Source organism: Marisediminicola senii, assembly GCF_011057645.1.
In the GTDB taxonomy this organism is placed as follows: domain Bacteria; phylum Actinomycetota; class Actinomycetes; order Actinomycetales; family Microbacteriaceae; genus Marisediminicola; species Marisediminicola senii.
Window position 1 is genome coordinate 58825 of the sequence record NZ_JAALGE010000002.1, and the last position, 22532, is coordinate 81356.

General features: G+C 69.8%; 26 protein-coding genes, 1 tRNA gene and 1 other RNA gene. 6 read left to right on the forward strand and 22 right to left on the reverse strand.

Translation table 11 applies throughout. The features are described 5' to 3' along the window. Positions 1 to 30: 30 nt before the first annotated feature. The 6 genes from G5S38_RS01915 to prfB form a co-directional block, all read right to left on the reverse strand. Positions 31 to 747, reverse strand: coding sequence for a hypothetical protein (locus G5S38_RS01915; RefSeq protein WP_165063647.1), 717 nt, complete (start codon positions 745 to 747; stop codon positions 31 to 33). Positions 748 to 899: 152 nt separating this feature from the next. Beyond that, positions 900 to 1292, reverse strand: a transfer-messenger RNA (tmRNA) gene (gene ssrA / locus G5S38_RS01920). A gap of 139 nt (positions 1293 to 1431) precedes the next feature. Then, on the reverse strand, positions 1432 to 1908 hold the full coding sequence (gene smpB / locus G5S38_RS01925; RefSeq protein WP_165063649.1) for an SsrA-binding protein SmpB: 477 nt from the start codon (positions 1906 to 1908) through the stop codon (positions 1432 to 1434). Between the two features lie 139 nt (positions 1909 to 2047). Then, positions 2048 to 2965 carry a permease-like cell division protein FtsX gene (gene ftsX / locus G5S38_RS01930; protein WP_165063652.1) on the reverse strand — a complete coding sequence of 306 codons (918 nt, stop codon included), beginning with the start codon at positions 2963 to 2965 and terminating at the stop codon, positions 2048 to 2050. Then, positions 2962 to 3717: a cell division ATP-binding protein FtsE gene (ftsE, locus tag G5S38_RS01935; RefSeq protein ID WP_165063654.1), complete on the reverse strand. Its 756-nt coding sequence runs from the start codon at positions 3715 to 3717 to the stop codon at positions 2962 to 2964. The genes ftsX and ftsE overlap by 4 nt, the downstream gene beginning before the upstream one ends. A gap of 105 nt (positions 3718 to 3822) precedes the next feature. Then, a complete protein-coding gene (prfB, locus tag G5S38_RS01940; protein ID WP_165063656.1) occupies positions 3823 to 4929 on the reverse strand; it encodes a peptide chain release factor 2 in 1107 nt (368 codons plus the stop codon). A 61-nt stretch (positions 4930 to 4990) separates the two neighbouring features. Here prfB and G5S38_RS01945 point away from each other — a divergent pair, with 61 nt between their 5' ends. Continuing rightward, complete coding sequence (locus G5S38_RS01945) at positions 4991 to 6277, forward strand: MFS transporter (RefSeq protein ID WP_165063658.1); 1287 nt, start codon at positions 4991 to 4993, stop codon at positions 6275 to 6277. 27 nt (positions 6278 to 6304) lie between these two features. Here G5S38_RS01945 and G5S38_RS01950 read toward each other — a convergent pair whose 3' ends face one another. The 7 genes from G5S38_RS01950 to G5S38_RS01980 form a co-directional block, all read right to left on the reverse strand. Further along, positions 6305 to 6763, reverse strand: coding sequence for a pilus assembly protein TadG-related protein (locus tag G5S38_RS01950; protein WP_165063660.1), 459 nt, complete (start codon positions 6761 to 6763; stop codon positions 6305 to 6307). Continuing rightward, the gene (locus G5S38_RS01955; protein ID WP_165063662.1) at positions 6760 to 7215 is read right to left on the reverse strand and encodes a hypothetical protein; all 456 of its coding nucleotides are present in this window, start codon (positions 7213 to 7215) and stop codon (positions 6760 to 6762) included. Before G5S38_RS01955 ends, G5S38_RS01950 begins: the two co-directional genes overlap by 4 nt. Next, the gene (locus G5S38_RS01960) at positions 7190 to 7597 is read right to left on the reverse strand and encodes a TadE/TadG family type IV pilus assembly protein (RefSeq protein ID WP_165063664.1); all 408 of its coding nucleotides are present in this window, start codon (positions 7595 to 7597) and stop codon (positions 7190 to 7192) included. Before G5S38_RS01960 ends, G5S38_RS01955 begins: the two co-directional genes overlap by 26 nt. An 80-nt stretch (positions 7598 to 7677) precedes the next feature. Next, complete coding sequence (locus G5S38_RS01965) at positions 7678 to 7893, reverse strand: hypothetical protein (RefSeq protein WP_165063529.1); 216 nt, start codon at positions 7891 to 7893, stop codon at positions 7678 to 7680. Between the two features lie 96 nt (positions 7894 to 7989). Beyond that, positions 7990 to 8937, reverse strand: a complete 948-nt coding sequence (locus tag G5S38_RS01970; protein ID WP_165063666.1) for a type II secretion system F family protein — start codon at positions 8935 to 8937, stop codon at positions 7990 to 7992. Next, positions 8925 to 9785 (reverse strand): type II secretion system F family protein, encoded by an 861-nt coding sequence (locus G5S38_RS01975; protein ID WP_165063668.1) that lies wholly within the window; start codon positions 9783 to 9785, stop codon positions 8925 to 8927. Before G5S38_RS01975 ends, G5S38_RS01970 begins: the two co-directional genes overlap by 13 nt. Positions 9786 to 9787: 2 nt before the next feature. Then, on the reverse strand, positions 9788 to 11011 hold the full coding sequence (locus G5S38_RS01980) for a CpaF family protein (RefSeq protein WP_165063670.1): 1224 nt from the start codon (positions 11009 to 11011) through the stop codon (positions 9788 to 9790). A 92-nt stretch (positions 11012 to 11103) separates the two neighbouring features. Here G5S38_RS01980 and G5S38_RS01985 point away from each other — a divergent pair, with 92 nt between their 5' ends. Both G5S38_RS01985 and G5S38_RS01990 read left to right on the forward strand, forming a co-directional pair. Continuing rightward, positions 11104 to 11769, forward strand: a complete 666-nt coding sequence (locus tag G5S38_RS01985; RefSeq protein WP_165063672.1) for a TMEM175 family protein — start codon at positions 11104 to 11106, stop codon at positions 11767 to 11769. A 53-nt stretch (positions 11770 to 11822) separates the two neighbouring features. After that, positions 11823 to 11904: transfer RNA gene (locus G5S38_RS01990), tRNA-Leu, on the forward strand. Positions 11905 to 11942: 38 nt separating this feature from the next. Here G5S38_RS01990 and G5S38_RS01995 read toward each other — a convergent pair. Next, positions 11943 to 12221 carry a hypothetical protein gene (locus tag G5S38_RS01995; protein WP_165063674.1) on the reverse strand — a complete coding sequence of 93 codons (279 nt, stop codon included), beginning with the start codon at positions 12219 to 12221 and terminating at the stop codon, positions 11943 to 11945. 518 nt (positions 12222 to 12739) lie between these two features. Then, positions 12740 to 13408, reverse strand: a complete 669-nt coding sequence (locus G5S38_RS02000; RefSeq protein ID WP_165063676.1) for an SDR family NAD(P)-dependent oxidoreductase — start codon at positions 13406 to 13408, stop codon at positions 12740 to 12742. A gap of 104 nt (positions 13409 to 13512) precedes the next feature. Here G5S38_RS02000 and G5S38_RS02005 point away from each other — a divergent pair, with 104 nt between their 5' ends. Further along, positions 13513 to 14271 carry a DedA family protein gene (locus G5S38_RS02005; protein ID WP_235928851.1) on the forward strand — a complete coding sequence of 253 codons (759 nt, stop codon included), beginning with the start codon at positions 13513 to 13515 and terminating at the stop codon, positions 14269 to 14271. Positions 14272 to 14275: 4 nt separating this feature from the next. Here G5S38_RS02005 and G5S38_RS02010 read toward each other — a convergent pair whose 3' ends face one another. The 7 genes from G5S38_RS02010 to G5S38_RS02040 are packed head-to-tail and all read right to left on the reverse strand — an operon-like array spanning position 14276 to position 20632. Further along, positions 14276 to 14926, reverse strand: a complete 651-nt coding sequence (locus G5S38_RS02010) for a HEAT repeat domain-containing protein (protein ID WP_165063678.1) — start codon at positions 14924 to 14926, stop codon at positions 14276 to 14278. 57 nt (positions 14927 to 14983) lie between these two features. Beyond that, a complete protein-coding gene (locus tag G5S38_RS02015) occupies positions 14984 to 15658 on the reverse strand; it encodes a metal-dependent transcriptional regulator (RefSeq protein ID WP_165063680.1) in 675 nt (224 codons plus the stop codon). A gap of 4 nt (positions 15659 to 15662) precedes the next feature. Further along, positions 15663 to 16913: an Nramp family divalent metal transporter gene (locus G5S38_RS02020; RefSeq protein WP_165063682.1), complete on the reverse strand. Its 1251-nt coding sequence runs from the start codon at positions 16911 to 16913 to the stop codon at positions 15663 to 15665. A 9-nt stretch (positions 16914 to 16922) separates the two neighbouring features. After that, a complete protein-coding gene (rdgB, locus tag G5S38_RS02025) occupies positions 16923 to 17555 on the reverse strand; it encodes an RdgB/HAM1 family non-canonical purine NTP pyrophosphatase (RefSeq protein ID WP_165063684.1) in 633 nt (210 codons plus the stop codon). Further along, positions 17552 to 18310 (reverse strand): ribonuclease PH, encoded by a 759-nt coding sequence (gene rph / locus G5S38_RS02030; RefSeq protein WP_165063686.1) that lies wholly within the window; start codon positions 18308 to 18310, stop codon positions 17552 to 17554. The genes rdgB and rph overlap by 4 nt, the downstream gene beginning before the upstream one ends. Then, complete coding sequence (murI, locus tag G5S38_RS02035) at positions 18307 to 19146, reverse strand: glutamate racemase (RefSeq protein WP_165063688.1); 840 nt, start codon at positions 19144 to 19146, stop codon at positions 18307 to 18309. Before murI ends, rph begins: the two co-directional genes overlap by 4 nt. Positions 19147 to 19165: 19 nt before the next feature. Then, entirely contained in the window at positions 19166 to 20632 is a 1467-nt protein-coding gene (locus G5S38_RS02040; protein ID WP_165063690.1) for a cryptochrome/photolyase family protein, read from the reverse strand. Between the two features lie 54 nt (positions 20633 to 20686). On the opposite strand from G5S38_RS02040, the gene G5S38_RS02045 reads away from it, so the two are divergent. Next, positions 20687 to 21979 (forward strand): nicotinate phosphoribosyltransferase, encoded by a 1293-nt coding sequence (locus G5S38_RS02045; RefSeq protein WP_165063692.1) that lies wholly within the window; start codon positions 20687 to 20689, stop codon positions 21977 to 21979. Between the two features lie 57 nt (positions 21980 to 22036). Next, on the forward strand, positions 22037 to 22531 hold the full coding sequence (locus tag G5S38_RS02050) for a cation:proton antiporter regulatory subunit (RefSeq protein WP_165063694.1): 495 nt from the start codon (positions 22037 to 22039) through the stop codon (positions 22529 to 22531). The last annotated feature ends 1 nt before the right edge of the window (position 22532 follow it).

Genomic DNA, 22532 nt, shown 5'->3' on the forward strand with positions numbered 1-22532 from the left:
CAGCACCCCGCCCAACCGGGGTGCGTTCCGCTACCTGCGGCGCTTCGGCGCGACGGTGAGGGCGAAGATGTCGATCATCTTGAGGTCGGCGATACGGATGCCGCGCTGGCTGGCATAGTCGGGATCCGGCGGGGTACCGCGGTACCAGTCGAGCCGGGTCTTGATGACCGAGCCGATCTCCTCCCACGCCTTCAGGCGCGCGGTCTCGATGACGTCGCTGACCAGGTCGTCGTCGCAGCGCAGCCGCTCCAGCTGAACGGCGAGGCTGCGGTACACCACGGCGCGGTTGCGCAGGGCCCGCTGGTCGCCCTTGCGGTAGTCGTGCCCGTGGGACTGCGGGCCGCGCGCCTTGCCCGCGACCTCGCCGATGTGGTCCATGCGGCGCGCGTACCCGACGTGGCGCTCGGAGAGGAGCCCGAGCTCCGTGCGAACGTACTCGGCGAGTTCGTCACGGTCGAAACGGGCGTCGTCGCGCAGCGCGCGGAGGATGATGTGGTTCTTGACGTCCATCGTGAGCGCCGACTTGGCGATCAGCAGCCCCTCCTGGGTCGCTCGCTCGACGGTGCCCCGCTCCGTGGCATCCGACACCGGCTCTTCTGGAGCAGCGGCCTTCTGGCGCGACGCGGCGGGTGCTGCAGCCGCGGGCTCTGGCGGCACTTCGCGCGGAGCCGGCGTGCGGATAGCGGGCGCGCGCGGCGCACGGGGCGGAACCTCTCCCGCCCACGCAGAGCGCAAGGACTTGCGCATCGAAACCCCCTCGCCCGGTAGGAGCCACCCACCGGGATTACCGCCACACTCCCATGCCAGCCGGCAATGCCGGACCGGCACTGCAAGTATGACCGACCACACGCGCGACCGCATGGATAGGGAGGAACTCAACAGCGCGTGACTGACCGACGTGGTGGAGATGGGGGGAATTGAACCCCCGTCCACTGCTGTGGTCCTGTGCCTTCTACGGGTGTAGCCAGTGCAGACGTTCTACTCGGCTCCGGAATTTGCCACTGGCACCTATTCCGACAAGCCCAGCCGTAGTTCGAGTCCCGCTGTGCCCTACGACACAACACAGCAGCAATCTCTCTAAATTACGCCAGTGGCCGGGTAGAGAGCATTCCCGGACTGACGGTCTCTGTAGTAGCTAGGAGAGACTACGCCGCGAGGGCGAAGTCAGCCTTGGCTGAGACAGTGCTGTTTGATTTGGCACTTATGTTTTACCGGGATCGTTTACGAGTTAACCCGGTGTCCTCGACCCGCTTCTCACAGTTGCGCAGGCAATGTCGAAACCGATCATCCCCATGTGCACCCGCTCGGAGTGGTGGCAGTCACGCGCTGTTGAGTTGTCAATCGCCGCACCTCGCGGTGCAGCCCTCTATCTTACGATGGATGCCTGCGCTCCACTACCAGGTCGGCATACTCGAAGCGGTGCCGCAGGAATCAGTCGCCGAGGTTACGGCGGGCGCCCATGGCCCGGTCGGCCTCGCGCTTGTCCTGGCGTTCGCGCAGCGTCTGCCGCTTGTCGTATTCGCGCTTGCCCTTCGCGACGGCGATCTCGACCTTGGCCCGGCCGTCGAGGAAATAGATCGAGAGCGGCACGATCGTGTACCCGCCCTCCTTGATCTTGTTGTGGATCTTGAGGATCTGCTGCTTGTGCAGCAGCAGCTTGCGCTTGCGACGGGGCGGGTGGTTGTTCCAGGTGCCCTCGTTGTACTCGGGGATGTGCACGGCGTCGAGCCACGCCTCGCCGTACTCGACGAACGCGTACCCGTCGATCAGCGACGCACGCCCGGCCCGCAGTGACTTGACCTCGGTGCCGGTGAGCACGAGTCCCGCCTCGTAGGTGTCCTCGATCGTGTAGTCGTGGCGCGCCTTGCGGTTGCTGGCGACGACCTTCTGGCCACGCTCCTTGGGCATTTCACTCTCCGTCGTACTGCTCGCGGGTGCTGCGGAACCGCACTGTTGCGCGAGCAGCCTTCGATCATATCCGACGGAGCCTGCGCGTCACGGCCGGGGCATGCCCGGAGCTCGGCCGGGCAGCGCCGCCTTGGCTCGATCAGACCTTGAGGTAGCGGTTGATCGCCACGCCGGCAGACGCCGCAGCGAGCAGCGCACCGATGACCAGCAGCACGGGCGCCACCAGCAGGGCCTCGGTGATGCCGATGTAGGCCGTCGTGGTCTGCAGGGTCGAGCCGAGGTAGTCGATCACGAAGAACCGCACGATGGCGATCACCGCGAGGGCCGCCAGCACCGAGCCGATCAGCGCGGAGATCACTCCCTCGAGGATGAAGGGCGTCTGGATGAACCGGTTCGATGCGCCGACCAGGCGCATGATGCCGAGTTCCCGCCGCCGGGAGAACGCGGACAGCCGGATGGTGGTGGCGATGAGCAGCACGGCCGCGACGAGCATCAGGCTGGCGATGCCGATGGCCGTGTAGCTCGCGGCGTTGAGGGCCGCGAAGATCGGGTCGAGGTAGCGCCGTTGGTCCTGCACCTCCTCCACCCCGGCGAGCCCCGACAGGCTCTCGACGAGCGCGTCGGACTGGGTCGGGTCGTTGAGGTTGACCCAGAACGCCTCGTTGAGGAACTCGGGTGAGACGAAGTCGGAGAACTCGCTGTCGGAGAACTGCTCGACATACCGGTCGTATGCCTGCTCGTGGCTCTCGAACTCGTAGTCGTTGATGAGCGAGGCGAGGGCGGGCGACGCCAGCTGGTCTTCTACTGCGTCCTTCTGCTCGTCGGTAGCCTCGGTCAGGTTGCAATTGCCGATCTCGGAGGCCGAGGTGCAGAAGTACACCGCCACCTGTGCCCGGTCGTACCAGTAGCCCTTCATCTGGCCGATCTGCGCCTGGAGCAGGATGGCGGCCCCCACGAAGGTCAGCGAGATGAAGGTGACGAGCACCACCGAGACCACCATCGAGATGTTGCGCCGCAGGCCGCCAGCGACCTCCGACATGATCAGGCCGAACCTCACTGTGCTGCCCCCTTGGTGACCGGGTTCGATACCGTGCCGTCGACGGTCTCGCCGAGCGTGGGAACGGCCTGGGTCTGGTACCCGCCCTGCCGTTCGTCGCGCACGACCTGGCCACTGACCAGCTCGATCACGCGGCGCTGCATCTGGTCGACGATGCCGGCGTCGTGGGTGGCCATGATGACGGTGGTTCCGCTCAGCGAGATCCGCTCGAGCAGGGTCATGATGCCCGCGCTGGTGAGCGGATCGAGGTTACCGGTCGGTTCATCGGCCAGCAGGATCGCCGGCCGGTTGACGATGGCCCTGGCGATGGCGACGCGCTGCTGCTCTCCACCGGAGAGCTCGTGCGGCAGCCGGGACGCCTTGCCAGCGAGGCCGACCATCTTGAGCACATCGGGAACGGCCTCCTGGATGAAGCCCTTGCTCTTGCCGATCACCTCGAGCGAGAACGCGACGTTCGCGAAGACGTCCTTCTGCGGCAGGAGGCGGAAGTCCTGGAACACCACGCCGAGGTTGCGGCGGAAGAACGGCACCTTGCGGTGCGACAGCCGACTGAGGTCGTTGCCGAGCACGTGGATGCGCCCCTTGGAGGGGTTCTCCTCCTTCAGCACGAGGCGGAGGAAGCTCGACTTTCCCGACCCGGATGCCCCGACCAGGAAGACGAATTCGCCCTTCAGGATCTCGAGCGTCACCGCGTTGAGGGCGGGTCTCGCGGTACCCGCATAGAGCTTGCTGACTTCATCGAACCGAATCATGACCACCCGAGCCTACGAGGGCCCGGGTACCGTCAGGTACCGACAGGCCGCCCCCAGCGCATTCATAGCCTGCGCAGCGCGGCCGTTGCGGGCCGATTTACCGTTCTATTCCTTGTCGCGCTTACGCCACTTGATGCCGGCGTTGATGAACCCGTCGAGGTCTCCGTCGAACACGTTCGAGGGGTTGTTGACCTCGTATTCCGTGCGCAGGTCCTTGACCATCTGGTAGGGCGCCAGCACGTATGACCGCATCTGGTCGCCCCAGCTCGCCGTGATGACACCGGCGAGTTCCTTCTTCTGTGCCGCCTCCTCTTCCCGCTGCAGCACGAGCAGTCGGGACTGCAGCACCCGCAGGGCTGCCGCGCGGTTCTGGATCTGGCTCTTCTCGTTCTGGCAGCTGACCACGATGCCGGTCGGGAGGTGCGTGATACGCACGGCGGAGTCGGTCGTGTTGACCGACTGCCCACCCGGTCCCGACGAGCGGAACACGTCGACCCTGATGTCGTTCTCCGGCACGTCGATGACATCGGTCTGCTCGATCAGCGGAACGACCTCGACCGCCGCGAAGCTGGTCTGCCGCTTGCCCGCCGAGTTGAACGGGCTCATCCGCACCAGGCGGTGGGTTCCGGCCTCGACGCTGAGGGTGCCGAAGGCATACGGCGAGTCGACCTCGATGGTGGTCGACTTTATCCCGGCCTCCTCGGCGTAGCTCGTGTCGAGCACGGTCGTGGAGTAGTCGTGCTGCTCAGCCCAGCGCAGGTACATGCGCTGCAGCATCTCGGCGAAGTCGGCGGCGTCGACCCCACCAGCGCCGGCGCGGATCGTGATGACGGCAGCCCTGGCATCCCATTCCCCATTGAGCAGGGTCTGCACCTCGAGGTCGCCGAGCACCTTCTGGATACTGGCGAGCTCGTCGACCGCCTCGGTGGCCGAGTCGTCGTCGTCGGCCTCGTTCGCGAGCTGCACCAGAACGGCGAGGTCGTCGAGGCGCGATTCGATGCTGGTGAGCTTCGCGAGTTCGGACTGGCGGTGGCTCAGTGCGCTGGTGATCTTCTGCGCGGCGTCGGGGTCGTCCCACAGGTTGGGCTCCCCCGCCTGCTCGCTCAGCTCGGCGATGTCGGATTCGAGTCGCTCGACGTCGATCACCGAGCGGATATCGGCGAAAGTCGACTGGAGGGCGGCGATCTGGTCGGAGATGTCAAGGTCGGTCATGGCGGCTACAGCCTACCGCCGCGCGTCTGGCTGCCTTCCGCCCGCGGGTAGCATCGAACCGATGACCACCGAAGAGCCCCCATTCCGCTGGCGTGGGATCGCTCTCCCGGCGCTCCTGCCCACCCTGCTCTTCTCGATCGGCGAGGGCGCCATCATCCCGGTCATTCCCATCGTCGCCGACCGCCTCGACGCGAGCCTCGCGGTCGCCGGCTTGATCGCCGCAATGCTCATGGTCGGGCAGCTGATCGGCGACGTACCCAGCGGCTGGCTGATCAGCAGGGTCGGCGAGCGCGCCGCGATGATCGGCGCGGCGTTCATCGCCGTGATCGCGCTGACCGGGGCGACCATCGCTCCCAATGAGTGGGTGCTCGGCGCGGCGGTGCTCGTGATCGGCATCGCGACCGCGGTCTTCGCGCTCGCCAGGCACGCGTTCATGACCACCTTCGTGCCCCTCGCCTACCGTGCCAGGGCGCTGTCGACCCTCGGCGGAACGTTCCGGCTCGGCCTGTTCATCGGCCCCTTCCTCGCGGCCGGCGTCATCCTGCTGACCGGGTCGACCTCCGCGGTGTTCCTCATTCACGTGATTGGATGCCTCGGCGCCGCCGCCACCCTGCTGCTGATGCGCGACCCGTCCGCGACGTTCGGGCCCCGCGTCACCGGTGGGGGCGGCTCGCCGTCGACGGCCGCGGGCGACCTGTCGGCTGACGGATCAGCGGCTGCCGCCGCATCCACTCCCGCACCTCGGCTCGGACTGTTCGCGACCCTGCGCGCCAACCGCGGCGTGCTCGCCCGGCTCGGCATGGGGGCGGCACTGGTCGGGGCGCTGCGGGCGAGCCGCTCGGTCATCGTGCCGCTGTGGGCGGTCAGCATCGGCCTCGGCGGCTCGGAGACCGCGCTCATCATCGGCATCGCCGGGGGCATCGACTTCGCGCTGTTCTACGTCAGCGGCCAGATCATGGACAGGTACGGCCGGCTCTGGACCGCCCTGCCGTCGATGATCGGGCTTGGCGCCGGCCACCTGCTGCTCGCCACCAGCCACGACCTGCCGGGCAATGTCACCTGGTTCATCGCGGTCGCCATGGTGCTCGCCGTGGCGAACGGGCTCGGCAGCGGCCTGCTGATGACGATGGGCGCCGACCTCGCCGACCGCCGGAACCCCGCACCGTTCCTCGGCGCGTGGCGGTTCACCGGTGACCTGGGCGGGGCGAGCGCCCCGCTCCTCATCGCCGGGGTGACCGCGGTGTCGTCGATCGCGATCGCGAGCGGCGTGATGGGCGTGCTGGGCATCGTCGGCGCCGGCGTGCTGCTGCGGTACCTGCCGCGATACGTGCCCCGCTCGAAGCTGTAGGGCTGCGCGCGGCGGCATGGCCCGCCCTCACCCGATGACCGCCCTGGCGACCGCGGTCACCTCGACTCGCACGCCCTCCGGCGCGATGATGCCGAGCACCGGCGGCCGCCAGTACGACGACAGCTGCACGGTGGCGCTTCGGCCGTCCGGGCTCTCGGCACGCTCGATGACGAGGGAATCGAAGTCGCCCGCTGCTGCGGCGTCGATGTACGAGCCGACGGCGGCCGCGACATCCACCGAATCGAGCTCGGCACGCACGCCCGTCTCGGTCACCGTGACGTCGTCGAGGTCGAACGCCTCCGCGCCGACCAGTGCGGCACCGTCGGCGAGCGTGAACAGGCGCTTGCGTTCGAGGTAGAGCGACGTCGCCGCGATGACCAGCAGGATCAGCGCGAGTGACAGGAACCCGTAGAAGATCGTGAGCACGAGGGTGGAGCCGGTGTCGTCCCGCGCCGCCCGCTCGGTCGGCCCCACCTGCCCGCTCATCCCGACCCCCAGAATCGCGACACCTGCTGGGTAGCCGACGACTGCAGCGGAACGGCGACCGCCCCGCCGAGGTCGAGCACCGGGGGCACGAGCGGCAGCGGCACGGTGACCCGCACGGTCACGGTCACTGACCCGCGCCGGGCGAGGCACTCCCCCGTGCTGCATTCGATCTCGACGATGGATGCCGCATCCTCCAGCCCGTAGTCGGCGAGCGTCACGTCGACCGCCCGCTGCGCTGCCGCCTGTGCCGCCGCGGCGTCCTCCGACTGCACGAACACCCGTGCCGCCTGCCGCGCTGCGCCCTCCACCGCGAGCGCTCCGCCCTGGATCGCGGATGCCACGAGCACGAGGTACACGATGGGCAGCAGTAGCACCATGCCCGTGGTCAGGAACTCGAGCGACGCGGACCCGCGCTCGTCGCGCGCGTCATCCCACCTCCTCGACGACGGCATGCCCGGTCACCTCCAGCCCGCCCTCGACGCCCACGAGTCCCAGCACGGGAAGGGGCGCACGCACGGTGACCGCGACGGACGGCATGCCGAGGTAGTCGCCCCTGGTGGCGCTCACGTCGCCCGCGTAGGTCGAGCCGAGGGCAGTGCGGAGCAGGTCACGGGTGCGCTCGGCGCCGTCTGCGAGGCCGTTGTCGGCGAGGGCTGCGACGCGGGCGCCCTCTGCCGCGGCATCCAGCGTCGTATTGCGAATGTGGAGGGCGAGTCCCAGTTGCAGTACCGAGAGGGTGAGCACCGTGAGCAGGGCGGCGACCAGCGTGAACTCGGCCGTGGACGAGCCGCGATCATCGGGCCAGCCCGGCGGGCGTCCCGCCGGCCGTCCCATCGGTCGTCCCGCTGGCGGGCAGGACTGCGCTGCTCGCCGCCCGTCGCGGGGCCGCCCGTGCCGCCTGCCCAGTCGCGTCATCAGAGTCCGGAGACGCGGGCGATCGCCTGCTCGAAGACGCCGCTGAGGGCGGGGCCCGCGACGGCCCAGATCACGAGCACGAGGCCCGCGGTCATCAGAGTGATCAACACCCAGCCGGGCACGTCGCCGCGGTCGTCGCCGAACCGGGTGCTGCGGTGGTCGATGCGGTGCCGCGGTGACGGCGAGGTGATGCGGGCGGAGAGCGATGCATCCATGGTGCTGGTCCTTTCGGGTGGTGGGTTCGGGTTCGGGTGGTGGGTTCGGGTGGTGGGTTCGGGCGGTGGGGTCAGGGACGGGCGCCATGTGGGGTGTCAGAAGCCGAGCTGCAGCACGTAGACGCCCGGGTAGATCGCGAAGATCACGGTCAGTGGCAGGATGAGGAAGACCAGGGGCACGAGCATGGCGACCTCCTTCTTTCCGGCCGTCTCGAGCAGGGCACGCTTCGCCTCGTCGCGGGCGTCCTGCGCCTGCGCGCGGAGTACGTCGGCGAGCGGGGTGCCGCGCTCCAGTGCGCCGACGATCTGGTCGATCGCGCGCGAGAGCGGGGCGACGCGCAGGTCGTTCGCCAGTCGATTCAGCGAATCACCGAACGGCACCCCGGTGTTGACGGCGGCGACGGTGTGTGCGAGTTCGACCGCGAGCTCCCCGACGCACACCCGGGAGACGCGGCGGATGGCGTCGAGGATGCCCTCCCCCGCCGAGAGGCTGAGGGTGAGGAACTCGAGCACCGTCGGCAGTTCGTCGGTCACGCGCGCGACCCTCGCCGTGGCGACGCGCTTGAGCAGGTAGTCGCGGAGGTAGACGCCGCCGATGCCGCAGACCAGCACGATGCCGCACTGCACGATGACCGATACCGATTGGGCACGCGACACGGCGACGGCGACGAGCGTTCCGATGCCGAGTCCGCTGATGCCCCAGAGGAGCTGGCGGGAGCGGAATTCCTCGATGCTCGAGGTCGATCCGGCCTGCCGCAGGCGCACGCGCGTGGCATCCGTGTCCCCCAGCGCACCTCCGAGCAGGGTCAGCAGCCGGTGGGTGATGGGCCCGAGCACAGTGCCGACGACGGGCAGCGGGTTGACCGCGCGGCGGGCCAGCAGGTCGCGGGCGCCCGCCGAGATGTCGATGAGATAGGGCGCCACCCGGTACTGCAGCCTCGGTCGGTTGAACAGCGGGATGAGGCTCACGAGCGACCACAGGCCGAACCCGAGGAGCACGCCGCAGAACGCACCCCACGCGACGAGGGAGGTCACCGGAACCATCGCTGCTCCTCCGGCATCCGCCCGATGCCGAGCATCACGCGGTAGGCGATCACGCTGACGACGAGGCCGCCGACGATCAGGGCGACGCCGGTCGCGGAGTTGTAGGCGGTCGCCGCCTCCGGCCGGGTCGAGAGCAGCGCGAGGATGATCCACGGCGCGGCGACCCCGAGCCTGGCCGCGTTGAGCACCCACGACTGGCGCGCCTCGACCTCGGCGCGCACCGCGGAGTCCTGGCGGAGGTACACGGCGAGGTTGCGCAGCACCGTGGTCAGTTCGCTGCCGCCGACCTCGCGTGACATGCGCATCGTCTCGAGCACCCGGTCGGCGACCGGATCGGCGAGGCGGTCCTTGAGGTTGTCGAGCGACAGGCCGAAGTTGCCGGTCGCGCGGTAGTCGCACTCGAACGAGGCGAACTCGCGGCGCACCGAGGCCGGCCCGGTGTGCGCGAGGGCAGAGACGCTGTCGGGCAGCGCCATCCCCGCCCGCACCGCCGAGAGCAGGTGGTCGACGATGTCTGGCCACACCGCCCGGTTCACGCGGCGCCGGCTGCGGGCCTGGGAACGGATGACGAGTGCCGGCAGCAGCACGCCGGCCGCCCCCGCGCACGCGGCGAGCGCGGTGACGGGCACCAGCGCGAACGCGAGCGCCGTCGTCGCCAGACCAGCGACCAGCGACACGACGACGAGGGTGGGCAGCGTCACCGAGTGCAGGCCGGCCTGGGTGAGCCGGTCTCTCGCGAGGGTCGCGAGTCTCGATGGCCCGGCTCCGGCCGTCGGCCGCGGCCAGAGGAACGGCGAGACGGCGAGGAGCAGGCCGATGCCGAGCACGCAGCCGAGCGCGAGAACCACGGTCAGTCCCTCGACAGCAGCGAGGGCAGGTCGATGCCCCGGCGGCGGTAGCCCGCGGTCTTGGCGGGGTAGCTTCCGGTGGCCGCGATGACCCCGTTGCGCACGGCGAAGATCGTGCTGGCTTCGACGACAGATCCGGCGACAGATCCCGACGTCGCGAGGATCTCGGTGACACGGCGATGGCCGTCGTGCTGGAGTTCGCAGAACACCACGATGTCGATGACCGAGGCGACCGTCGGCACCACGAACGCGGAGTCGATGTTGCGCCCGGCCAGCAGCGGCAGGGTCGACAACTTGACCAGCGCGTCTCGGGCGCTGTTGGCGTGGATCGAGCACATGCCGGGCAGACCACTGTTGAGCGCGATGAGGAGGTCGAGCGATTCGGCCTCGCGCACCTCCCCCACCACGAGCCGGTCGGGGCGCATCCGCAGGGCCTCCTTGATGAGCCGCCGCAGCGTGACCTCGCCGGTTCCCTCCAGGCTGGGTTGCCGGCACTGCATGGCGACGGTGTCCGGCGCCGACAGGTCGAGCTCGAAGGTCTCCTCGACGGTCACGATGCGCTCGCCCGGCGGCGCCGACGACAGCAGGGCGTTGAGCATGGTGGTCTTGCCGCTCTGCGTCGACCCGGAGACAAGGATGTTCTGCCCGGCGAGAACGCTCGCCCGCAGGAATCGCGCGGACTGCCGGGTCAGCGTGCCCAGGGCGACGAGGTGCTCGAGGTGCTTGATGCGGCGGGAGAACTTGCGGATATTGACCGACCAGAACCTGGTCACGTCGGGGATCACGCAATGAAGCCGGGAGCCGTCAGGCAGGGAGGCGTCGACGAACGGGGAACTGAGGTCGACGCGGCGACCCGAGGACTGCAGCATCCGTTCGACCAGGTCCCGGATCTCGGTGGCCGTGACCCTGGTGTCGGTGAGCTCCGCAACCCCGCTGCGCGCGACGAACACCCTGTCGGGCCCGTTGATCCAGATCTCCTCGATCTCGGGGTCGTCGAGGAACGGCTGCAGTACCCCGAACCCGGTGATGGTCGCGATGATCTGGTGCTCGGCCACCGTCTCGTCGCCGAGCATCGGCATCGCCCCGCCGAGCGCCCGCTCGCTGTAGCGCTGCACCTCGTCGCGCACGTACCGGCGGGCGAGGGCCTGGTCGCCGCCGAGATCGACCCCGTCGAGCCGCACGCGTTGGCGCACCTGGTCGGTGATGAACGAGAGCGGGGTGGCCATGGCCCCATGGTGCGTCGGGGGCGGGATCGGCGACCCGAGTTATCCACACTCTGGCCGGTGACCCCGGCGTGATGCATCGTTACCGTGTGCGGATGGGCACGGAGCGGATGGGCACGGAGCGAACGGGTACGCCGCGGGGCCTCGAGCGGCTCGTGTTCTTCACCGACGCCGTGGCGGCGATCGCCATCACGCTGCTGATCCTGCCGCTGGTCGAGGCGGTGGCAGAGTCGGCGACCACAGCGGCGTCGAACGATGCAGCAATGGATGCCGCGCTCGGCGAATTCCTCGGTGAGATCCGCCCGCTCTTCGTCAGCTTCATCATCAGCTTCGTGGTCATCGCGAGGCTCTGGGTCGCCCACCACGCCATCTTCGAGCACGTCGCTGCATACACACCGCGGCTGCTGGTGCTCTCCCTGCTCTGGACGCTGACCATAGTGGTGCTTCCGCTGCCGACCGCGATCATCAGCGAGTTCGACGCCACCCCGCTCGCCGTCGGCATCTATATCGGAACCATGACGCTCAACAGCCTGACGCTCACCACGATCGACTACTCGGTGCGCGCGAATCCGCGGGTCGAATCGGCCGACAATCCGATCGGCGAGGGGTCCGTCGCGGGCAGCACGATCTCGACCGCGCTGTTCATCGTCGCGCTCGTCGTGGGCGTGCTCGTGCCGGCCATCAACCTGTGGGCGCTCCTCGTGCTGCTCGCGTCGGGCCCGGTGGGGGTGGTCGTTCGCCGCATCAGGCGGCCCCGCTGACGGCTGGGTCGACACTGACCGCGCCGACCGCCCCGGCTACACTTGATCCGCTCGCGGGAGTGGTGAAATTGGTATACACGCAGGATTTAGGTTCCTGTGCCGCAAGGCGTGAGGGTTCAAGTCCCTTCTCCCGCACTCGGAACCGATTCACAGGCTCCGTCATCGCAGACGGGTCAGGAATTGCGTAGGGCGGCCACCAGGTCGGGCAGCACCGACGCGTCGGTCGACCAGAACACTCCTGATCCGCCGAGGAGGAAGCAGTCGTCGCCGAGATCGTAGGAAACGCAGAATACATCGCCGTCCGCAGACGGGGTGGACTGGTACCCACGAGACGTCAGGAGGGCACGCAGCTCGGCAATCCCTGCGTCGTTCATCGGCGAGTGGCCGAACCTCCAGGTGTTGTCGGTGTGGGCGAACCCGACCGAGCAGAGCGTTCCGCCGTACTCGATCATGCGCCCCAAGGTTTCAGGATTGGAGCCCACGGCTACCGTCTCGAAGTCCGGTGAGTAGACGAGCCCGTTGGCGGCTTCTCTGGTCTGGTGCTGCCTGTGCTCGTCGGTGAGAAGGCCCCAGCACTCGTCGGACGCATACGGAACGGGCAGTGCCGTGCCGGAAGGGGCACCGACGACCGGTGTCGGAGCGGCAGGATCCGGATCCTCCGACGGGCCCGGAGTCGGGTCCGTGGGAGGTGTCGCCGGAGCCGACGATGACGGCGACGGAGGGACGGCCGCTGGCGCTGGCTGTGACGGAGAGACAGGCGCGGAACCTGAGGGAGAAAGGACGGAACGCTCGGCGCCGACGCAGCCCGTGGTGATCAAGGCGCAGAGGATGATGACGGGGACGATGGGTGCACGCATGGCGCCGCTCCTTGGCTGAGTATTACTCGCACTGTAGCGCTGCGATCGGGGCCGCGGTTCAGTTCCCCGCGGTTGACGCCGAACCGTTACGACGTCGTGAACCCACCCCGCCCCTAGAACGCGGTGCTCGGCAGGTCCTTCTCGTTGTCGACGATCGCGCGGATTACCCGGGCGACGACGGCCTCTGGCTCCAGCCCGGCCGGGAAGGCGGGGGCGGTGCCGGCGATGGGCCGCGTGGTGAGGCCGGTCTCGGTGTGGCCGGGTCGGGCGTCGACGATACGGATGCCGCTGCGGCGCAGTTCCCGCGACACGGCCGTCGTGAACGCGGCCAGGGCGGCCTTCGATGCCGAGTAGGCCGCGAGGCCCGCGGTCGGGGTCTCGGCGACGACCCCGCTCAGCGTCACGATGAACGGTTCCCGCCCGTCGGTTGCCGATGCCGCCAGGTGCGGCATGGACTCGCGGATGAGGCGGATCGGCGCCAGGGCGTTGACCGCGAAGAGCTCGGCGAGCGTGGCGTCCGACAGCTCGCCCACCGGGCCGAAGGCGACGACTCCCGCGGCGATGATGACGCCGTCGATCCGACCGTGTTCCTCGGATGCCGCCTCGACGATGGATGCAGCGGCCAGCTCGTCGCGGAGATCACCCGCAACGCTGCCGGCGGTCGCATCCCGCGCCGCGCCGACGACGGTCGCCCCCTCGGCCTCGAGGGCCTTCGCGAACAGGGAGCCGAGGGCCCCGGTCGAACCGACGACGAGCACAACGGATCCGTGAAGAGAAGTCATGGTGTCAGCCTAGGGAGCCCCGCTGTTCGTCAGTATCACTCCCAGCACACACCCGCTAACCTGACAGCATCGTCGTGCGGGGCGACCCCGTCTCCCCGTTCCCCGTGACTGGAGAATTCGTGCTCGACCTGCTGTCGCTCCCGTTCGCACTGATCCCCTGGCTCGATCCCGAGACGCTGATCCAGGGCTTCGGCGCGTATGCGCTGGTCGGCGTGTGCCTCATCGTGTTCGCGGAGACCGGCCTGCTGTTCGGCTTCCTCCTGCCAGGCGACACCCTGCTCATCATCACCGGGCTGCTCGCCTTCGGCCCGGAGCGGGTGATCGAGATCGACATCTGGTGGGTGTGCCTCGCGATCGGTTTTGCCGCGTTCCTCGGCGGGGAGGTCGGTTACCTGATCGGCCACAAGTTCGGGCCGAAGATCTTCGAGCGCAAGGAGAGCGGCCTGTTCAGCCGCGAGAACGTCGAGCGCACCAACCGGTTCTTCGTGAAGTTCGGGGGCCTGAGCGTGATCCTCGCCCGGTTCGTGCCCATCCTGCGCACGTTCGTGCCGGTGGCCGCGGGCATCGGTCACATGCCGTACCGCAAGTACACGTTCTACAACTTCGTGGGCGCGATGCTCTGGGGGGCCGGGCTCACTTTCGCCGGGTACCTGCTCGGGTACATCCCGCCGGTCAGCCGGTTCGTGCAGGAGTACATCGATGTGATCCTGCTCGGCGCGGTGGTGCTGACGCTGATCCCGACCGGGCTGCACTACCTGCAGTCGCGCAAGCGGGCCCAGGCTGCGCTCCGCGCCGGGGTCACGCCGCTCACCGATGAGGAGATCGTGCTCGACAAGCGGTACTTCGACCAGAAGCCCGACTGAGGGGTCAGGCGCCCTGCGAGTCCGGGCTGGTGTCGGCGGTTGCGTCTGGCCCAGCGGTGCCGGCGGCAGCCTCGCCGGCAGCAGCACCGCCACCAGTAGCCTGACCGCCAGCCGCTCCGCCGGTGCGGGCGATGAGGGCGTCGCGCGACTGCTGGGCGGCCCGGCGCACCTCCTTCTCCGGGTCCTTCACGAGGGCGCCGACCGCGTCGATGTGCTCGGCGGTGCCGACCTCGGCGAGTGCGCGCAGTGCGGCGGCGCGCACCCTGGGCACCTCGTCGGTGAGCATCGCGAGAAGCTTCTGCGCCACGTGGATCTCGCGCACGACGCACACCTTCGCGCACGCCTCGCGCACGCGCCATGCCTGGTTCTCGAGCCCCTCGATGACCGCGGGCGCGGCGGACTGGTTCCAGACGTGCAGCAGCACCCTGGCGCCCCACGCCTCCGGCCAGTACAGCGGCGGAGCACCGTCGAGCACGCCCTGCGCGTGGCGGCCCCCGGCGTAGAGCAGAAAGTCGTCGCCGGCGTTCGCCCCGGCCATCAGCGCGACGGCGCGTTCGACGACCTCGTCGTTGCCGTAGTGCTGCACCGCGAGGTGCAGGCGCTCGTCGGTGGGCAGGTCGAGGGGAACAGAGCGGGGGTTCGGCTGGTTTGGCATGGCCCCCAACGTTAGCGGGTGATCCGTACGCCCGGCGCGGCGGCACCGCGCATGCCGCTAATGCGTGATCCAGATGGATGCCGCGGCGCCCGCATCCAGCACCCGCTCGACGCCCCCGACCCGCACGGTCACCGCACCCGGCACCCCGTCGGTGGCGGCCGCCCCGACCACGGTCACCTCGGACCCGACGACCACGGACTGCTCCCCCAGGCGTTGCAGCAGCGCCGAGTCGCGGTCGCTGATGCGCACGACGGTGCCGGTCGCGCCCACCGCAACGTCCCTCAGCAGGTCGGCGGCGGGGCGCGTGATGCTGCCGTCGGCCGCGGGAATCGGATCGCCGTGCGGGTCGGTCGTCGGGTCGCCGAGCTGCGCGGCGATCACCTCGAGCAGGCGGTCGCTCACGGCGTGCTCGAGCACCTCGGCCTCGTCGTGCACCTCGTGCCAGCCGTAGCCGCAGGCATCGACCAGCCAGGTCTCGATGAGACGGTGGCGGCGCACCATGCGCAGCGCGAGGGCCGAGCCATCCATCGTCAATTCGATCGCGCCGTAAGGGCGGTGCGTCACCAGCCCAGCGGCCTGCAGCTTCTTGACCATCTCGGTGACCGTCGACGGGGCGAGGCCGAGCCGTGCCGCGAGCTCGGACGACGTGATCGGCTTCGGCTGCCATTCGGTGTGCGCGTAGATAACCTTGACGTAGTCCTCGACGACCGTGCCGACGGGCGTGCCAACCACCGCGCTACCCGCCGCTCACCGTGAGCACGATCAGCGCGACGTTGAGGCTCACGATGAGCAGCACGCTGATGCGCAGCAGCCAGCGCACGATGCCGCCGTTCACCTGTTCCTGCATGAGGTCGCGGTCGCCGGTGAGCCTCAGCAGCGGGATGAGCGCGAATGGAATGCCGAAGCTCAGCACCACCTGGCTGACCACGAGCGCCCAGGTCGGGTCGACCCCGGCCCCGAGCAGGGCGAGCGCGGGCACCAGGGTGATGGTGCGGCGCAGGAGGAGCGGGATGCGGCGGCGCAGCAGCCCCTCCATGATCGTGGCCCCGGCGTACGACCCGACCGAGGTGGAGGCGAGCCCGGAGGCGAGCAGTCCGATCGCGAAGACCAGCGCGACCGCCGGGCCCAGCGCGACCGAGATCGCGGCGTGCGCGCCCCCGATGGTGTCTGTGCCGTCGACACCCTGCAGGTTCGCGGCCGCGAGCAGCAGCATCCCGAGGTTGACGGCCCCGGCGATGCCGAGCGCGAACCCGACGTCCCACTTGGTGGCGCGCAGCAGGCGCGTGCGGTCACCGGGCTCCGGGGCGTGGCCGTGCCGGTCGCGCGCGAGCGCCGAGTGCACGTAGATGGCGTGCGGCATGACGGTGGCCCCGAGCATGCTCGCCGCGAGCAGCACCGAGTCGGTGCCCTCGAAGCGGGGCAGGAGTCCCCCGACGACCCCGGCGGCGTTCGGCGGGTTGAACAGCAGGCCGGCGAGGAAGCCGATGGTGACGATGGCGAGCAGCCCCATGATGATCGACTCGAACGGGCGCTGGCCGAAGCGGTTCTGGGTGGCCAGCAGCATGGTCGACACCACGCCGACGATGATGCCGCCGACGAACAGCGGCAGGTCGAAGAGCAGGGAGAGCGCGATCGCTCCGCCGACGACTTCGGCGAAGTCGGTGGCCATGGCGATCAGCTCGGCCTGGCCCCAGAACGCGCGTCGCCGCTTCGGGCCGAGGCGGTCGCCGAGCAGCTGCGGCAGCGAGCGGCCGGTCACGATGCCGAGCTTCGCCGACTGGTACTGGATCAGGCACGCCATGAGGTTCGCGGCGACGAGCACCCAGACCAGCAGGTAGCCGTAGCGGGCCCCACCGGTGAGGTTCGCGGCGACGTTGCCCGGATCGACGTAGGCGACGGCCGCGACGAACGCCGGGCCGAGCAGCAGGATGCCGCGGGGGCTCCGCACCGGCGGCGGTGCGGCTGCGGGACCGGCAAGTTTCGGCATGCCGAAACTTTATACCCCCAGCTGGCTCCGAACGGTGGTGATGATGGCGCCGAAGGCACGAGCACGGTGGCTGTCGGCGTTCTTCTCGTCGGCGGTCAGCTCGGCGGCCGACACCGCGTGCCCCTCCGGCCGGAACACCGGGTCGTACCCGAACCCGCCGTCGCCGACCGCGGCCTCGAGCACCTCGCCCGGCCACTGGCCGAGCTCGACGTGCTCGAACGCGGTGCCGCCCTGCCCAGCCCCAGGCACGACCAGCGCGGCCGCGCAGTCGAAGGTCGCCGTGCGGTCGGCCTCCCCGACCAGGTTCGCCAGCAGCAGGTCGCGGTTGTCGGCGTCGTCACGGCTTCCCGCATAGCGCGCGGAGTGGATGCCGGGTGCCCCACCCAGCGCCGGAACGCTGATGCCGGAGTCGTCCGCGATGGCCGGCAGCCCGGTGTGCTCCGCGGCGGCGCGCGCCTTGATCAACGCATTCGCCGCGAAGGTGTCACCGTCTTCTACCGGCTCCGGTCCGTCGTACCCGACGAGCTCGATTCCGTCGAGCCGCGGCCCGAGGATGCGGCGCAGCTCAGTGACCTTGTGCGCGTTGTGCGTCGCGAGCACGAGCCGCACGGCAGGGGCGGCGCTTGCGGGGGCGTCGGTCATCGCGCGAGCTCCGCGGCGAGCACCTCGGCCTGCATGGCGGTGAGGGTCGCGGTGCCACCGAGCGCGAGGTCGAGCAGGCTGTCGAGCTCCGCGCGGTCGAAGGGGGCCGCCTCCGCGGTGCCCTGCACCTCGACGAACAGGCCACGCCCGGTCACGACGACGTTCATGTCGGTGTCGGCGCGCACGTCTTCGGTGTAGGCGAGGTCGAGCATGGGCGATCCGCCGACGATGCCGACGGAGACCGCGGCGACACTGTCGATGAGGGGCTTGGCGTTCTGGCCGATGAACCGCTTGCTGCGGCCCCACTCGAGCGCGTCGGCGAGCGCGACGTATGCACCGGTGATGGCGGCCGTGCGGGTGCCGCCGTCGGCCTGCAGCACGTCGCAGTCGATGACGATGGTGTTCTCGCCGAGGGACTTCATGTCGACGACCGACCGCAGCGACCGGCCGATCAGGCGCGAGATCTCGTGGGTGCGGCCGCCGATCTTTCCCTTGACCGACTCGCGGTCCATGCGGTCGTTGGTGGCGCGGGGCAGCATCGAGTACTCGGCGGTGACCCAGCCCTTGCCCTTGCCCGACATCCAGCGCGGAACGCCGTTGGTGAACGACGCCGTGCACAGCACCCTGGTGCGCCCGAAGGAGATGAGCGCTGAGCCCTCCGCCTGCTCGCTCCAGCCACGCTCGATGGTGATGGCGCGCAGGTCGTTCGCGGCGCGGCCGTCGATGCGGGTGGGGGCGGGGGTGGCGTCGGTCATGGTTGCCTTTCGGGTAACGAGATCGCGCCGGTTTCGACGAGCTCGACGGTGGAGACCTCGGGGCCGAGGAAGCGGCGCGCGAGGGTGAGGAATGCGGTCTTGCTCTTGCCGGTCGCCTCGAACTGGTAGGTCGGCGGGTCGCCTGCCGACCGTTCGATGCCGTGCTCGATGAGCGTGTTGTAGACCAGCTGGGCGGTCTCCTCGGCACTGGAGACCAGGGTGACGCCCTCGCCCATCACGCGCTGGATGGCGGCCGACATCAGCGGGTAGTGGGTGCAGCCGAGCACGACGGTGTCGACGCCGACCGCCTTGAGCGGTGCGAGGTATTCCTCGGCGACGGCGAACAGCTCGGGCCCGCTGGTGATGCCGGCCTCGACGAACTCGACGAAGCGGGGGCAGGCCTGGCCGAAGATCTCGAGGTGCGGGGCGGCCGCGAAGGCGTCGAGGTAGGCGTGCGACGAGATGGTGCCGACGGTGCCGATCACGCCGACCCGCCCGTTGCGGGTCTGGCGCACGGCGGCGCGCACCGCGGGCTGGATGACCTCGACCACGGGAATGCCGAGGCCCTGGGTGTAGCGCTCCCGCGCGTCGCGCAGCATCGCCGCCGATGCGGTGTTGCAGGCGATGACGATCATCTTGACGCCCTCGGCGACGAGGTCGTCGAGCACCGCGAGGGTGAATTCGCGCACCTGCGCTATGGGCTTCGGCCCGTACGGCGAGTGGGCGGTGTCTCCCACGTAGAGGATCGACTCGTGGGGCAGCTGGTCGATGATCGCCCTGGCCACGGTGAGACCGCCGACCCCGGAGTCGAATATCCCTATCGGCGCATCGGTCACGGGAGTCGAGCTTAGCTTTCTAGAACCCCTGCCGCTCCGCCTCCTGCAAGACCACGGCCTCACGGTCGGCGAGGCGCCGGAGGCCCGCGAGCGGCTGCGCCATGCGGTGGTTGCCGCGCAGCTTCGGCTCCACCCGGTCGAGGAACGCCCAGTACCCGGCGGTGAACGGGCAGGCGTCCGGCCCGAGCCGCACGGTGGGCTTGAACCGGCATCCGCCGCAGTAGTCGCTCATCTTCTTGATGTACGCGCCTCCCGCCGCGTACGGCTTGGTCGCGACGATGCCACCGTCGGCGTGCTGCGACATGCCGATCACGTTGGCGGGCATCACCCACGGGGTGCCGTCGACGAACATGCCGACGAACCAGTCGTTGAGCTGCTTCGGGTCGTACCCGCGCTGCAGCGCCCAGTTGCCGATCACCATCAGCCGCTGGATGTGGTGCGCCCAGCCGTGCTCGCGCACGCCGCCGATGGAGTGGCTGAGGCACCTCGCCTCGATGGCCTCCCCGTCGAGCTCGAGGAACTCCCGCGGCAGCGGGGTCGTCGCGGCGAGCGCGTTGTTGCTGGTGCTGTAGTCCTCGCCGAGGTGCCAGTACAGGTGCCACACGTAGTCGCGCCAGCCGGCGATCTGGCGGATGATGCCCTCGACGCTGGCGATCGGCGCGCGCCCCGCCCTGTATTCGGCCTCCACGGTGTCGATCACGTGGCGCGGGTCGATCAGCCCGAGGTTCATCGGCGCGCTCAGCAGCGAGTGCGCCATGGTCCAGTCTCCGGTCAGCGTGGCATCCTCGAACGGCCCGAAGTCGTTCAGGCGGCTCTCGACGAAGTCCCGCAGGGCGAGCTCCGCCTCCGCGCCGGTCGCGGCGAAGCGACGTGGCCCGTCGTCGCCGACCAGGTGGATGTCGCCGTCGGCCTGCCACCGGTCGAGGTCGCGCCTCACCTCGGCATCGATCTCGTCTTCCTCGGGCCACCACGGATCGGGCAGCCCGAGCGACACGGCGCCCTTCGGCGGCGACTGCCGGTTGTCGTGGTCGTAGTTCCACTGCCCGCCCGCCGGGCCCTCGCCGTCCATCAGTACGCCGGTGCGCACGCGCACCTCGCGGTAGAAGTCCTCGAGCAGGATGCGCTTGCCGCCGCGATTCGCGGCCCACGCGGCGAACTCTCCCTCGCTCGACACGAACCCCCGGCTGGGCAGGATGCTGGCACCGATGCGCCGCACGTAGGCCCTCGCGCCGTACGAGGTCGGGTCGATCACCTCGAGGTCATCGCGCCCGGCAACCACGTCGCCGTACTTCTCGACCCGGTGGTATTCGACGCGGTCACCCAGCTCGGCGGCGCGGTGGCGCATCGCCGACAGGATGAGGTGGGCCTTGGCCCGGTGGATGGGGGCACGGGCCAGCACCGACTTCGCTTCGACCAGCAGCATCCGCCCGCCGTCGTCGAACTGCTCGCCCAGCTGCCCAGCAAAGATCCACCGCGTGCGTTCCATGTGACCCCTCCGAGGTCGAATGCTAACCCGGGTACCGCTGGCTAGGCTCTCAGGATGACGACTGCCCTGTTGACCGATCGCTACGAACTGACGATGATCGACGCGGCCATCCGCTCCGGCACGCACGACCGCGAGTGCGTGTTCGAGATGTTCACCCGCCGCCTGCCGACCGGTCGTCGCTACGGCATCGTCGCCGGCACCGGGCGCCTGCTCGACCTGATCGCCGACTTCAGGTTCACCGACGCCGAGCTGCAGTGGCTGCGCGACGAGGCGATCGTGACCTCCGCCACCCTTGACTGGCTCGCCGACTACCGCTTCGCCGGGTCGATCCAGGGCTACCAGGAGGGCGAGGTGTTCTTTCCTAACTCGCCCATCCTCGTCGTGCAGGGCGGGTTCGCCGAGGCCGTGATCCTCGAGACCCTCATCCTCAGCGTCTTCAACTACGACTCCTCCGTGGCGAGTGCCGCGGCCCGCATGGTCGGCGCCGCCGACGGTCGCCCGCTCGCCGAGATGGGCTCCCGCCGCGCCACGGAGTGGGGCGCCGTCGCTGCCGCACGGGCGGCCTACATCGCCGGGTTCGGCGCGACCAGCAACCTCGAGGCCGGGCGCCGCTGGGGCATCCCCACCATGGGCACCGCCGCGCACGCGTTCACGCTGCTGCACGACACCGAGGAGGCCGCCTTCCGCGCCCAGGTCGACGCGCTCGGCCCCTCGACCACCCTCCTCGTCGACACCTACGACGTCACGGCAGCGGTCGCCCTCGCGGTGGAGGTCGCGGGCACCGAGCTCGGCGCGGTGCGGATCGACAGCGGCGACCTGCCTGAGCAGGTCGCGGCGGTGCGCCGCCAGCTCGACGACCTCGGCGCCACGAACACCCGCATCACCGTGACCAACGACCTCGACGAGTTCACCATCGCCGCGCTGCGGGCCGCCCCCGTCGACTCGTATGGCGTCGGAACCTCCGTGGTGACCGGGTCGGGGCATCCGGCGGCCGGGATGGTCTACAAGCTGGTGGCCAGGCGCGACGACGACGGCGAGTGGATTCCGGTCGCGAAGAAGTCGGCCGCCAAGGCGACGACGGGCGGCAGGAAGCATCCGGTACGCGACCTGGCCGGGGGCGTCGCCACATCGGAGACCATTCACGTCGGTTCCGACCCGCAGCCCGCCGAGGGCGCCCGCGCGCTGCTGGTTCCGCTGGTGGTGGGCGGGGTCGCCGACTCCCGGTACACCGGCGCCGCAGGAACCGCGCTGGCCCGCGAGCACCGCGCGGCTGCGGTCGCAGAACTGCCCAAGAGCGCCAGGCGGCTGGGCCGCGGCGAACCCGCGATCCCCACCGTCTACGCCTGAGCGGACCAGGCGGGCACCCATCCCTGAGGCCGCTGCGGTGGCGGTAGTGTGGCGACCGTGAGCGTGATAGTTGAGAAGATCGAGTTACCCGGCATTGGAACGCGGCACGACGTGCTCACCCAATCCGGCCGACGCATCGGCGTCGTCTCGCACCGCACCGGGGAACGCGAGATCGCCCTCTTCGACATCGACGACCCAGACGCCAGCAGCGACTCGATCGAGCTGACCGACGGCGAGGCGTCCGCCCTCGCCGACGTGCTCGGCGCCTCGGTGATGCTCGGCCAGCTGGTCGGCATCCGCGAGCAGGCCGCCGGGCTCGCCACCGAGCAGCTCGTGCTGCCCGCCACCTCTCCCTACGCCGGCGCGAGGCTCGGCGACACCCGGGCGCGCACCCGCACCGGAACGTCGATCGTCGCCATCGTGCACAACGCCGATGTCATCCCGTCGCCCAGGCCAGATACCCCCCTGCTCGCCGGCGACACCGTCATCGCGATCGGCACCCGCGCCGGCCTCGACGCCCTGTCGCGGCTGCTCACCGTCGGACCCGGCTAAC